This is a genomic window from Chryseobacterium sp. 14P4.3.2 (genome assembly GCF_057799275.1).
Genome location: NZ_JBYOKO010000008.1, coordinates 151,283 through 164,413, shown reverse-complemented (window position 1 = coordinate 164,413; position 13,131 = coordinate 151,283). Strand labels below are relative to the sequence as shown.

General features: G+C 36.9%; 13 protein-coding genes and 1 tRNA gene. 13 read left to right on the top strand and 1 reads right to left on the bottom strand.

Features of this window, described 5'->3' with window-relative positions; all coding sequences use genetic code 11:
* Positions 1–185 precede the first annotated feature (185 nt).
* From AC27VX_RS13770 to AC27VX_RS13760, 3 genes are all read left to right on the top strand, one after another.
* Complete coding sequence (locus AC27VX_RS13770) at positions 186–1,427, top strand: TolC family protein (RefSeq protein ID WP_236856195.1); 1,242 nt, start codon at positions 186–188, stop codon at positions 1,425–1,427.
* A gap of 4 nt (positions 1,428–1,431) precedes the next feature.
* The gene (locus tag AC27VX_RS13765; RefSeq protein WP_488696136.1) at positions 1,432–2,517 is read left to right on the top strand and encodes an efflux RND transporter periplasmic adaptor subunit; all 1,086 of its coding nucleotides are present in this window, start codon (positions 1,432–1,434) and stop codon (positions 2,515–2,517) included.
* Between the two features lie 125 nt (positions 2,518–2,642).
* Positions 2,643–5,741, top strand: coding sequence for an efflux RND transporter permease subunit (locus tag AC27VX_RS13760; RefSeq protein WP_236856193.1), 3,099 nt, complete (start codon positions 2,643–2,645; stop codon positions 5,739–5,741).
* A 155-nt stretch (positions 5,742–5,896) separates the two neighbouring features.
* Here the strand turns inward: AC27VX_RS13760 and AC27VX_RS13755 are convergent, their stop codons facing one another.
* On the bottom strand, positions 5,897–6,085 hold the full coding sequence (locus AC27VX_RS13755; RefSeq protein WP_488696134.1) for a DUF4394 domain-containing protein: 189 nt from the start codon (positions 6,083–6,085) through the stop codon (positions 5,897–5,899).
* Between the two features lie 384 nt (positions 6,086–6,469).
* On the opposite strand from AC27VX_RS13755, the gene tuf reads away from it, so the two are divergent.
* From tuf to rplJ, 10 genes are all read left to right on the top strand, one after another.
* Positions 6,470–7,681, top strand: coding sequence for an elongation factor Tu (gene tuf / locus AC27VX_RS13750; RefSeq protein ID WP_236856191.1), 1,212 nt, complete (start codon positions 6,470–6,472; stop codon positions 7,679–7,681).
* Positions 7,682–7,734: 53 nt separating this feature from the next.
* Positions 7,735–7,805, top strand: a tRNA-Trp gene (locus tag AC27VX_RS13745).
* 12 nt (positions 7,806–7,817) lie between these two features.
* Positions 7,818–8,024 (top strand): preprotein translocase subunit SecE, encoded by a 207-nt coding sequence (secE, locus tag AC27VX_RS13740; protein ID WP_160135970.1) that lies wholly within the window; start codon positions 7,818–7,820, stop codon positions 8,022–8,024.
* A gap of 21 nt (positions 8,025–8,045) precedes the next feature.
* On the top strand, positions 8,046–8,588 hold the full coding sequence (gene nusG / locus AC27VX_RS13735) for a transcription termination/antitermination protein NusG (RefSeq protein WP_123943340.1): 543 nt from the start codon (positions 8,046–8,048) through the stop codon (positions 8,586–8,588).
* A 457-nt stretch (positions 8,589–9,045) separates the two neighbouring features.
* A complete protein-coding gene (locus AC27VX_RS13730; protein WP_236856190.1) occupies positions 9,046–9,666 on the top strand; it encodes a hypothetical protein in 621 nt (206 codons plus the stop codon).
* A gap of 14 nt (positions 9,667–9,680) precedes the next feature.
* Positions 9,681–10,328 carry a hypothetical protein gene (locus AC27VX_RS13725; RefSeq protein WP_488696130.1) on the top strand — a complete coding sequence of 216 codons (648 nt, stop codon included), beginning with the start codon at positions 9,681–9,683 and terminating at the stop codon, positions 10,326–10,328.
* Between the two features lie 6 nt (positions 10,329–10,334).
* Positions 10,335–11,003 carry a hypothetical protein gene (locus AC27VX_RS13720; protein WP_236856188.1) on the top strand — a complete coding sequence of 223 codons (669 nt, stop codon included), beginning with the start codon at positions 10,335–10,337 and terminating at the stop codon, positions 11,001–11,003.
* A 370-nt stretch (positions 11,004–11,373) separates the two neighbouring features.
* On the top strand, positions 11,374–11,817 hold the full coding sequence (gene rplK, locus AC27VX_RS13715) for a 50S ribosomal protein L11 (RefSeq protein WP_236856187.1): 444 nt from the start codon (positions 11,374–11,376) through the stop codon (positions 11,815–11,817).
* Positions 11,818–11,828: 11 nt separating this feature from the next.
* Entirely contained in the window at positions 11,829–12,521 is a 693-nt protein-coding gene (gene rplA, locus AC27VX_RS13710) for a 50S ribosomal protein L1 (protein WP_236856186.1), read from the top strand.
* A gap of 17 nt (positions 12,522–12,538) precedes the next feature.
* The gene (gene rplJ, locus AC27VX_RS13705) at positions 12,539–13,126 is read left to right on the top strand and encodes a 50S ribosomal protein L10 (RefSeq protein WP_236856185.1); all 588 of its coding nucleotides are present in this window, start codon (positions 12,539–12,541) and stop codon (positions 13,124–13,126) included.
* Positions 13,127–13,131: the final 5 nt, after the last annotated feature.

The following is a 13,131-nucleotide window of genomic DNA, read 5'->3' as shown; positions in this document are numbered from 1 at the left end:
ATTTTTGTTAAACTCTTGCTTGAATTTTAATCTAAAATTCAAGCAAGAGAGAATAATTTTCACAATATTTTCTTGTAAACATTTGTTGAAACGGCCTATTTAAGGACATTTTAATATTTTTTTAAGGCTCATTTAAGTTTCTTTTAATCGCATCAAAGCAATTTTGTAATTTAAAAAGAAAAATAATGAACAGAATTGCAGTGGTGTGCCTAGCCGTTTCCTCATTCATGGCAGCACAACAGCAAATGTCTCTTGTGGAATGTGAAGAAGCATTTCAGAAGAACAATCTCCAGCTGCTCGCCGAACAATACAACATCAATATGGCTGATGCAGATATTCTGCAGGCTAAAATCTGGGAATTGCCACAACTGAGCGGGCAGTTCAATGCCTACAATCCGGAAGGTAAAAAGTTTTTTGATATTGGACATTCAAAAGGAGCGGGAATTACTCAGCTTATTTACATGGGAGGCAAGAAGAAAAATGAAATTGCCTTTGCCAAATCCAATAAAGAACTGGCACAGCTTCAGTTCACGCAGCTGCTTGTAGATTTAAGATCACAGCTCCGCTCTGCATACTTCAATCTTTATTATGAGAAACTGAAATTGGAAAATACCAATAAGCAGCTCGTCTATATGAATGATCTTTTAAGTGCTTACCGTGTACAATCCGCGAAAGGAAATGTATCTCTTAAAGACGCGGTGAGATTACAGAGTCTTGTAATTCAGTTAAACCATGATAAACTGGAGATTAATAAAAATATTCTGGACTTTGAACAGAACTTAAAGGTCTTAACAGGTATTTCAGAAGATATAGATCCTCAAATGTCAGAAACCGAAGCTAAGGAATCTTTGGCCGCCCAACCTTTCGGCAGTGAAGATGAACTGAAAACTAAAGCTTTGGAAAACAATGCAGATTACCGATACAATTTAAAGCTGATAGACAATAGTAAGCTGTATGCTCAATGGCAAAAATCATTGAACGTTCCCGACCTGAATGTGGGAGCTGCATGGGATCAGGCAGGTGGTACATTTAATAATGAAGCCAATTTGACCCTGGGTATTCCTCTGCCTTTATGGAGAATCAACCAGGGAAATGTTGAAAAAGCCAACTATGCGATCAAACAAAATCAAAAAAATGCAGACTTTCAAAAGCTAACCCTTGAAACGAAAGTTCAATCTGCTTATAAAACATGGAGAGCACAATATGATCAGCTGGTGGATATCAAAACTACAGATCTGCAAAATATGGAACTGGTTTATAACGGAATGCTGACCAACTTCAGAAAAGGAAATGTCAACCTGATTGAATTTACTGACTTTATGGATAGTTACAGAGAAACCGCTCTTCAGATCTATGATATGAAAAATGAGATCATGCAGTCTGCTGAACAACTTAATCAACTAGTACAAACGAAAATCTTCTATTAAAACGATGAAAACATATATTATTCCCGTATTGATGGTCTTATCTTTAATGGCCTGTTCAAAAAAAGAGGCAGAAAAAACCAATCAGGCCAAAAAAGGCTTTGAACTGAGCAATACGATGCTGAGTTCTATTTCTCTGGCAAAAGTTGAAAAAAAGAATATAGAAGATGAATACAGCTTTTACGGAAAAATTTCTGCTGATAAAAATAGTTATATTGACGTTTATCCACTTGTTGGAGGAAATGTGATGAGTGTAAATGTGGAGCTTGGTGATTATGTGAAAAAAGGACAGGTGCTGGCTACCATCAGAAGTACAGAACTAGCAGAAATCCAAAAAGATGTGAGTGATGCAAAAACAGATTTGGTAGTAGCCAAGAATAACCTTCGCGTTTCTAAAGAACTATATGAAGGAAAGCTGAATACAGAAAGAGATGTTCTGGAAGCAAAAAGTCAGCTTCAGAAAGCAGAAGATCAATTGCAGAGAGCTACAGCAGTAAGTACCGTTTATAACGTGAATAGAGGAAATATTTACAGTGTTGTTGCGCCTATAAATGGTTATATCGTTCAGAAAAGCATCAACAAAGATATGCAGCTGAGAAGCGACAGAAGTGATAATATCTTTGACGTTGCCAATATGACCAATGTTTGGGCAATCATGAACGTTAATGAATCAGATATTGACAAGATCAGCCTTGGAATGAAAGCTCAGGTTTCGACTCTTTCTTATCCGGATAAATTTTTTGACGGGAAAATTGATAAAATATTTAAAATCATTGATCCTCAGACTAACGCAATGCAGGCTAGAGTAGTCCTTGATAATGCCAACGGATTATTGATCCCGGATAGTAAAGCAACCATAAAAGTTTCAAGTTTAGAAAGTAGCACGATGCTGACTGTCCCATCAAAATCGGTGATTTTTGATGATAACAAAAGTTTTGTCATCATTTTCAAATCAAGAACTGATGTGAAAATTAGAGAAATCAAAGTACTGAAGCAGGTAGGAGATGTTACTTATATTGCAGATGGTCTGAAAGAAGGTGAAGAAGTGATTACCAATAACCAGCTTTTAATATACCGTTCTTTAAACAGCTAGCGACCGTTAACCATTAAGAATGTTTTTAAGTACTCAGGAATTCTTTCATCATCTTAAAGGTTAAATTTTAGAGGTTTTAAAATAATTCCTTTCAACGGCTTTTTTAGGTCATCAATTTATCTATCATGAATAAATTCATAAAAAATATAATCGCTTTTTCATTAAAAAATAAAGCATTTACTTTTATCTGGGTGGCTATTTTAGCAATCTCCGGGTTTATAAGTTTCAAAAACATGCCTATTGAAGCTTTCCCGGATGTAACCAATACCCAGATTGTAATCATCACCCAGTGGAATGGACGTAGTGCAGAAGAAGTAGAACGTTTTGTCACTACACCTATTGAATTGGCGATGAGCCCGGTTCAGAAGAAAACAAGTGTGAGAAGTACCACTATGTTTGGTCTTTCCATTGTTAAAATTCTGTTTGACGACGGGGTGGACGATACTTTTGCCAGAAATCAGGTCAATAACCAATTAAGAACCATTAGCCTTCCTGATGAGGTAGATCCCGAAGTACAGCCACCCTACGGGCCAACCGGAGAAATTTTCAGATATACACTGGAAAGTAAAACAAAAGACTCCAGAGCACTCCTTACTTTACAAAACTGGGTCATTGACCGTGCCTTAAGAGGTGTACCCGGAGTAGCAGATATCAACGTATTTGGAGGACAGGACAAAGTATTTGAACTTAGTATCGATCCGAGAGCATTGGATAAATATAACCTGACTCCGCTTCAGGTATATGATGCCGTTACAAAGAGTAACCTGAATGTAGGTGGTGATGTCATTGAAAAAAATGGACAGGCTTATGTGGTAAGAGGAATTGGTTTGGTGAAATCTGTGGCAGATATTGGAAATATTACCATTCAAAATGATAGCGGAAACCCGGTACTGGTAAAAAATGTAGCTGAAGTTCACGAAAGCTCTATGCCTAGAGTGGGACAGGCAGCACTAAATAATCATGACGATACCGTAGAAGGAATCGTTGTAATGAGAAAAGGAGAGAATCCGAGAGAGGTTCTTATAGGCGTAAAAGCTAAAATTAAAGAACTGAACGAAAAAATACTCCCTAAAGACGTAAAAATGGTTACTTTCTATGACAGAGATAACCTGATGGACTTTACAACGCATACTGTAATGCATAACCTGATTGAAGGTATTGTACTGGTAACGGTAATCGTTTTAATCTTTATGGCTGATTGGAGAACCACTCTGATTGTTTCCATCATCATTCCTTTATCCCTGCTTTTTGCATTTTTATGTTTAAAACTGGCAGGAATGAGTGCGAACCTGCTTTCATTAGGAGCGGTAGACTTTGGTATTATCATCGATGGGGCCGTCGTCATGGTGGAAGGACTCTTTGTAATGCTGGACCATAAAGCCAAGCGTTATGGGATGGAGAAATTTAATAAACTCGCAAAAGGAGGCTGGATCAAGCAGACCGGAACCGGTTTGGGAAAAGCCATCTTCTTTTCAAAATTAATTATCATCACCTCTCTGATTCCTATTTTCTCATTCCAGAAAGTAGAAGGGAAAATGTTTTCTCCCCTGGCTTTTACCCTGGGATTTGCACTAATGGGAGCGTTGATCTTCACACTGACATTGGTTCCTGTTCTTTCTCATATCCTTTTAAATAAAAATGTAAGAGAAAAAAACAACCCATTTGTGAATTTTTGGGATAGGATCGTGCTGAAAGGCTTTAATATGACATTTAAGCATAAAAAGACGAGTATGATCGTTGCGATCTCTTTCCTTGTAGTTACTTTATTTTCTGGTAAATTCCTGGGAACTGAATTCCTTCCGCAGCTGAATGAAGGTTCTCTTTGGATTACAGCAGAAATGCCGATGAGTTCATCCTTAAAAGAGTCTCTCAAGACAGCAGATCTTTTGAAAAAGGATATTATGAGTTTCTCGGAAGTTACCGATGTTCTTGCACAGACAGGAAGAAGTAATGACGGTACTGACCCGAACGGATTTGGATTCGTACAGTTTGCTGTAAACCTTAAACCCAGAGAAGAATGGAAACGTAAGATCACCTATGATGAACTGATCAATGAAATTGATAAAAAACTGAGAAGTTATCAGGGGATTACTTTCAACTATTCCCAGCCTATTTCTGATAACGTGGCAGAAGCCGTAGCCGGTTTCAAAGCAGAAAACGGGATCAAGATTTATGGCGATAATTTGGAAACTCTTGATAAACTGGCTAATGAAGTCTTATTAAAGATCAAAGATGTAGACGGAGTAAAAGACCCGGGGATCATTAAAAATATTGGGCAGCCGGAAGTAAGTGTAGTACTAGACCGCGATAAAATGGCTGCTTATGGGGTAATGCCGGCAGACGCTCAGGCAGTACTGGAAATGGCTTTCGGAGGGAAAACTGCTTCAGAAATGTTTGATGGTGAAAGAAAATTCCCAATCCGTCTTCGTTATTCCCAGGAATACAGAACCGATGAAAATGACATAGCCTCATTAATGGTTCCGACACAGGATGGTGCCAAAATTCCATTAAAAGAGATCAGTAATATTGTTAAAGACAATGGAGCAGCATTTATATACAGAGACAATATTAAAAGATATATAGGGGTTAAATTCTCAATACGTGATCGTGATTTGGGAGGCACTATTGCCGATGCACAGAAAAAAGTGGAAACAATTGACCTTCCGGATGGCTATTCTGTAGGATGGACAGGGCAGTTTGAAAACCAGCAGCGTGCTTCACACAGATTGGCGCAGGTAGTCCCTGTGAGTATTCTGATGATCTTCTTCCTGTTGTTTATTCTGTTTGGAAACATCAAAGATTCACTGCTGGTACTTGCCAATGTCCCTTTTGCATTGATTGGGGGAATTATCGCCCTGCATGTTACGGGAATCAACTTTGGTATTTCCGCCGGAGTAGGAATGATTGCCCTTTTGGGGATATGTATTCAGAATGGAGTTATCCTTATTACCGAATTCCATCAGAATGTTAAAGATGGGATGGATATAGATACGGCCATATTAAGTGGAGTGAAATCCAGAACAAGACCCGTTATCATGACTGCGCTTATGGCATCCATTGGGCTTATGCCGGCAGCTTTGTCTACAGGAATTGGTTCAGAATCTCAAAAGCCTTTGGCAATTGTAATTATTGGAGGACTTATAACAGCAACGATACTTACACTGCTTATTTTCCCGATTATTTTCTGGATCTTCAACAGAACCAAAAAATCACAGCCGATTTAATTATTCTTTCATTTTATATTAAGCGGAAGCGCGGAAAACAAAGTTTTCCGCGCTTCTCTATTATTGAAATAAAATAAGGTGAGTTTAAAAGCCTGATCTTACTATAAAAACTATCACAGGATTGGGATGGTAAGAAAGAGGAATAGCTGCTCCTGTTATGGTATTGATGTACAAATTTTTGTAGATGAACCTACCACATTTATTAGATATGCTTTCGGGCTTATGCTTCCAATATCAAACCCATTAGCATTGGTAATAGTAATACCTAAAGAACCCGTTTCTGCCAAAGTTCCGTTATTTGGTGGGTTTTGCTGATATAACTTATCTGTATTATGATCAATCACAAATAGAATATTACAATGTCAAACACACTCAAACAAATGGGTAATATTTTTCTCATAGCACTGATTTTAGTGGTTGTTTCTATATTTACGAGAAAAAAATAAACATGGATCTGCCGATATAATGATTGTTTAATAAACTTTTTTGTTACTTATTGCATTCATAATTAATGAGATAGTTTAGAATTTTAATAAAACGCTGCGAAGGATTTTTTTCAATCCGGAAAAATGTGTAAATTTGCAGTCTCAATACATTAAAATGTAAGGTTTGTACTTCATTGGATGTGAATATTGAAAGTTTTTTTAATAAAAAGTTTTTGGTATTTAAAAATTCATTATATTTGCACACCGAAAATTTGAAAAACAATAAATAAATAATTTTAAATCATGGCAAAGGAAACGTTTAATCGTAACAAACCACACTTGAACATTGGTACTATTGGTCACGTTGACCATGGTAAAACTACTCTTACAGCTGCTATTTCTGCTGTATTAGCTAGCAAAGGTCTTGCTGAGAAAAAAGACTTCTCTGCAATTGACTCTGCTCCAGAAGAAAAAGAAAGAGGTATTACTATCAATACTGCTCACATCGAATACGAAACTGAAAAAAGACACTATGCTCACGTTGACTGTCCAGGTCACGCCGATTATGTTAAGAACATGGTAACTGGTGCTGCTCAAATGGATGGAGCTATCGTAGTATGTGCTGCAACTGATGGTCCAATGCCTCAAACTAGAGAACATATCCTACTTTGCCGTCAGGTAAATGTACCAAGAATCGTTGTTTTCATGAACAAAGTTGACATGGTAGACGATGCTGAGTTATTAGAGCTTGTTGAAATGGAGCTTAGAGACTTATTATCTACTTATGACTTTGACGGAGACAACTCTCCAGTAATTCAAGGTTCTGCATTAGGTGCTCTTACAGCAGCTACAGCAGCTACTCCTGATACTGAAGATAAGTGGTTCAAGAGCGTTGAAGAATTGATGGATGCTGTTGATACTTGGATCGAGCAACCACCAAGAGATACTGAAAAGCCATTCTTGATGCCAATTGAAGACGTATTCTCTATTACAGGTAGAGGTACTGTAGCAACTGGTAGAATCGAGGCTGGTGTTATTAACACTGGTGATCCGGTTGATATCGTAGGTATGGGTGACGAAAAATTAACTTCTACTATTACAGGAGTTGAGATGTTCAGAAAAATCCTTGATAGAGGTGAAGCTGGAGATAACGTAGGTCTATTGTTGAGAGGTATTGAAAAAACTGACATCAAGAGAGGTATGGTTATCGCTAAGAAAGATTCAGTTAAGCCACACAAAAAATTCAAAGCTTCTGTTTATATCCTTTCTAAAGAAGAAGGTGGACGTCACACTCCATTCCACAACAAGTACCGTCCTCAGTTCTATGTAAGAACTACTGACGTTACAGGTGAGATCTTCTTACCAGAAGGTGTAGAAATGGTAATGCCAGGAGATAACTTAGAGATCACTGTAGAATTGTTACAGCCAATCGCTCTTAACGTAGGTCTTAGATTTGCAATTAGAGAAGGAGGTAGAACAGTTGGATCTGGTCAGGTTACTGAAATCATAGACTAATCATCTTAAAATAAATAAAGCTTCCGAAAGGAAACTCTCGGAAGCTTTTATCTACGGGCATCGTCCAATGGTAGGATACCGGTCTCCAAAACCGTTGATCAGGGTTCGAATCCTTGTGCCCGTGCAAATATAAATTATGAGTTCATTTGTCGATTTTTTAAAAGGTTCTTATAACGAATTTAGACATAAAGTTGAATGGCCAAAGTGGGCTGACCTTCAGTCATCTACAATTGTGGTGACTATTGCGACAGTTATTCTGGCATTATTTACATTTGGAGTTGATGAATTGTTTTCTAAATCAATCAGCAACATCATAGGAATGTTAATCAACATGTTCAATTAATTATAAAAGTGTTTTCCCATAATGAGCGAATTGAAATGGTATGTGCTGAAAGCAATCAGCGGACAGGAAAATAAAGTGAAAAACTATATTGAGACAGAAATCAAACGTTTAGGGTTTGAGCAGTATGTTACTCAAGTGGTTATTCCTATGGAAAAGGTTATCCAGATTAGAAACGGTAAAAAAGTTCCTAAAGAGAAACCTTACTATCCTGGATACTTAATGATTGAAGCAGACCTGATGGGAGAAATTCCTCACGCTATCAAAAACATTCCTGGAGTTATATCTTTCTTAAGTTTAACTAAAGGAGGAGATCCTGTTCCAATGAGAAAATCTGAGGTAAACAGAATGCTTGGAAGAATGGATGAACTTTCAGAATTCGCAAGCGATGTTGAAATTCCTTATGTAGTAGGTGAAAACGTGAAAGTAATCGATGGACCTTTCAATGGATTCAACGGTACAGTTGAGAAAATTCTTGAAGACAAGAAGAAAATTGAAGTTTCTGTATTGATCTTCGGTAGAAAAACTCCAATGGAGTTGAGCTATATGCAAGTAGAAAAAGTGTAATAATCACTTCTAAAAATATAAAAAAGACTGCTATTAAGCAGTCTTTTTTGCTTTTACACTACTTTCTTGTTTTTAGTCAGATTTATCATGTTGAATGTTAATAAAACGATTCCAAAAGTTGTGAACTAAATAAAGTTTTTAAAATTCCTCTTTCCAACTTTAAGTTTTACCGTAAGTATTGTATTTTTTTGTTCTCTATATAGAGCTCCTTCCTTACTATAATTCATGATCTTTGTAATTATATTTGCTTTTTATTATTTGGGTCAGATTTACGTTTATGTATGTGTTTTTCTTTTGATGGCATACTTATTGCAAGCTACCAGTCTGTTAATCAATAAAATTTATATTCCCCTTGACTTCGTACACAAGATAAAATGTGTACAATATCTCTTTGTTTCATAATGAGAATAAAACAGAAACATAGAGAAGGTTAATATTAAAATAAACACACAACTCCATGACAAAAATTATTTCGACAGTCCTGTTGATGGGTATTGCTGTATCAGGTAATGCTCAGGTTGGTATAAACACAGCTAACCCAGAAAAGGAACTTACAGTTAATGGTACAATGAAGACATCTGGAATAGTCTTCAAACAACCCCTGGAAAAGCTTGGAACCAATGAAAATTACACCTTCATTATCAAGTCTCCTGCTCCGGATAATAAAATTACGGCTTATAATGATTCATTTGTACCTAATTCCCCTGCACCAATCAACCTTATTCAGTACAAAATTACCTGTGATCCTTCAGATAAAGATTGGGTGAATCAGTTTGATACAAAAATAAATTCTCAAAAATTTCTGGTGGTGATCTCTTCTTTTGGGTTTACTCAACCGACAAGAACTTTTTCTGCCGACTGGCTTACGCCGGTACCTCAGATTTTTGCCTATTCTACAGGAGGAACCTGGAAATTGAAAGCCGATTATCAGGGATTCTCGCCAGACTCATCATTTCCAACTGGAGTGTGGACTCTTAATTTATTGGTCTTTGATAGATCATATGCAAAAGAATTTACTTCTACACAAAATCTTGGTGCTTCTACAACTGGTGCTGCAGCAGCTCCGCTAATTCAATAAAAAACATATATTCTATGAAAATAATTATTATGATATTCTTAACGGGCTTTGCTTTTTCCGGCATTAATGCCCAGGTTGGAATTAACACAAACGCTCCTAAAGGAACTCTTGATGTAGTAGGAGAAACATTAGTTGAGTCTTATTTGATAGATACTGAAAATACAAAAGCAGCTGGAAACTATCTTCTCCTTACCCGCTCTAAAGATACTTCACCGGTAGGGAAAGTTAAGCTGCTTGATATTTCACTTCGTAACGTAGCACCGGTCAATATATATAGTATCATTTTGAGAAATGTAAAAGAAGATGAAGTTGTGAATCTCAATACGGGATTAGATACCTCTAAATATGTTGTTGCTATTACAAATGCTGTTTTTACTGGTGCTGTGCCGGGAGTAAATACAACAACATCTCCAAAATCTTTCGGTTCTTATTCTACTGAAGTAACTCAGATTCCTTTTGCCGGGAAAAACTATCATGCTGTCAATTTAGGTTTTAAAGGAGCTGGTACGGCTTCTGCGCAAAATGGGACTTGGACGTTTACCCTAAATGTTTTTGAAAAATCATTAGTAAAAGATTGGGGAACTTTTAATGGTTCTGTTTCAGCGTCAGCTTCGCCGTCTTATTCGGGAGTATCAACCAATACGCCTTTAGGGCTTCAATAAAATACTATGGAAAGAAAATTTTTTATCGCAATAATGATAGGCCTGGGAATATTTTTAAATGCCCAGAAAGGTAAAGTAGGGATTAATACTGCGAGCCCTACTGAGACACTTGAGGTTAATGGTAAAACGTATACAAATTCGTTATATCTAAGAAATCCGGGAGAACCTACAATGTCCGGGGGAAGCTTTTTAGCTACTTCGCAAAATGCGCTTCAGTTGTATGATCCAAATTTGGAAAGCAGCGGATTGTTTAATTATATCAAACTTTCACTTACAGGAGTATCCGGTGACGGACTGACAGATTATGATACGAAGATAGATGCTAATAATTTCATGGTAGTATTACATAATTATTCCTTCAGAACCAGTGATAACTCTACCAATGTTATGCTTGACTACGGAAATAATGGCGTTAATGACAATAAGCAGGGCTCGCCGGATGTAGTAGCTTTCAAAAGTAATGGAACATGGCATATCAGAGCAAAATTTACTGATAGCAGAATTGTTGCCACTAATACAAGCACTCCGTCCAGAAGCTATAACGACTTTACGATAGACCTCTACCTTATGGCTTATAAAAGACTGATTACAAAACAAAATATCGGTGATATAAATACTGATCTGGGAGGAACTGATGGTTCTACGAAGGCTGTCAATAAACCATCAGGTTTTTAACAAGTATAGTATACTTTGACATTTTAAAAAGACTGTCTCTGCTTTGAGACGGTCTTTCTTTTTCCCAGACAGGGGGTACATTTCTTTAAAAGTATTATTAATTCAGGATTTCTATTTTAAATGGAAGAATCAGACGCAGAAATAAAATATTCGGAGAAGGAAAAAAATAAATGATCTGAAAAATTTAGAACCTCTGTTTTTCAGATATTTTTTCTAAACTTTTTAAAAATCAGTAATTTCCGTTTGCTATTTCAAAAATATTTCATAATTTTGCAGTCCGAAAAGTAGGTTTATTGTTATGTGAGTGCATAACCTGCTGAATAATAAATGCTTCCAAACTCATTAATTATTCAAATTTAAAAAACAAACAATGGCTAAGAAAGTCTTTAAAATGGTAAAGCTTCAGGTGAAAGGTGGCGCAGCTAACCCTTCTCCACCAGTAGGTCCAGCATTGGGTTCTGCAGGTGTGAACATCATGGAGTTTTGTAAGCAATTTAACGGAAGAACCCAAGATAAGCCAGGGCAAGTTTTACCTGTAGTAATTACAGTATACGAAGACAAATCTTTTGAATTCGTTATTAAAACTCCACCTGCAGCGATCCAGCTAATGGATGCCGCTAAGATCAAGGGAGGTTCCGGTGAACCGAATAGAAACAAAGTAGGTTCTGTATCTTGGGATCAAGTGAAGAAAATCGCTGAAGATAAGATGACAGATCTTAACTGCTTTACAATCGATTCTGCTCTTTCTATGGTTGCAGGTACTGCTAGATCTATGGGATTAAAAGTAACAGGAGCTAAACCAACTAACGCTTAAAACTTAAAGAAATGGCAAAATTAACTAAAAAGCAAAAGGAAGCTTTAAGCAAAGTAGAAAAAGGAAGAATCTATAACCTTGAAGAAGGTTCAGCTCTTGTAAAAGAAGTGAACACTACAAAGTTTGATGCTTCAGTAGATATCGCTGTAAGATTGGGTGTAGACCCAAGAAAAGCAAACCAAATGGTAAGAGGTGTTGTATCTCTTCCTCACGGTACTGGTAAAGATGTTAAAGTATTAGCTCTTGTAACGCCAGATAAAGAAGCAGAAGCTAAAGCTGCTGGTGCTGATTATGTAGGTCTTGACGAATATTTACAAAAAATAAAAGAAGGTTGGACAGATGTTGACGTTATCGTTACTATGCCAGCTGTTATGGGTAAATTAGGTCCATTAGGTAGAGTATTAGGTCCAAGAGGTCTAATGCCTAACCCTAAATCAGGAACTGTAACAATGGAAATTGGTAAAGCAGTTGCTGAAGTAAAGGCTGGTAAAATTGACTTCAAAGTAGACAAGTATGGTATTATCCATGCTGGTATCGGTAAAGTATCTTTCGATGCTGCTAAGATTAAAGAAAATGCTCAGGAGCTAATCCAGACATTGGTTAAAATGAAGCCGACTGCTGCTAAAGGAACTTACGTGAAAAGCATTTACTTGTCTTCTACAATGAGCCCAGGTATTGCAATCGATACTAAATCTGTTAACTAATATAAATCCTTAAGACAATGACAAAAGACCAAAAAGTTGTAGCAATACAAGAGATCAAAGACTTGCTTCAGGATGCAAAAGTAGTATACGTAGCAGATCTAGACGGACTGAACGCTGCTAAATCTTCTGACTTCAGAAGACAAGCTTTCAAACAAAATATCAAAATAAAAGTGGTGAAAAATACACTTTTACAGAAAGCAATGGAACAAATCGAAGGAGTAGATTACTCTGAAATGTTCCAGACTTTTAAAGGAAACTCTGCATTAATGATTTCTGAGACTGCAAACGGTCCTGCAAAATTAATCCAAGGTTTCAGAAAGAAAGAAGATAAGCCAGCTTTAAAGTCTGCTTACCTTCAGGAAACTTTCTATGTTGGAGACGAAAACTTAACTGCACTTGCTAACATCAAGTCTAGAGAAGAAATGATCGGAGAAATCATCGGATTACTTCAATCTCCAATTCAAAGAGTTGTTTCTGCTCTTCAAAACAAATCTGAAACTGTAGAAGCTAAAGCTGAAGAGGCTGCTGCTCCTGCTGTAGAAGAAACTCCTGCTGAAGCTCCAGAAGCTGCTGCAGAAAGCACTGAAGAAACAAGTGCTGAATAATTATA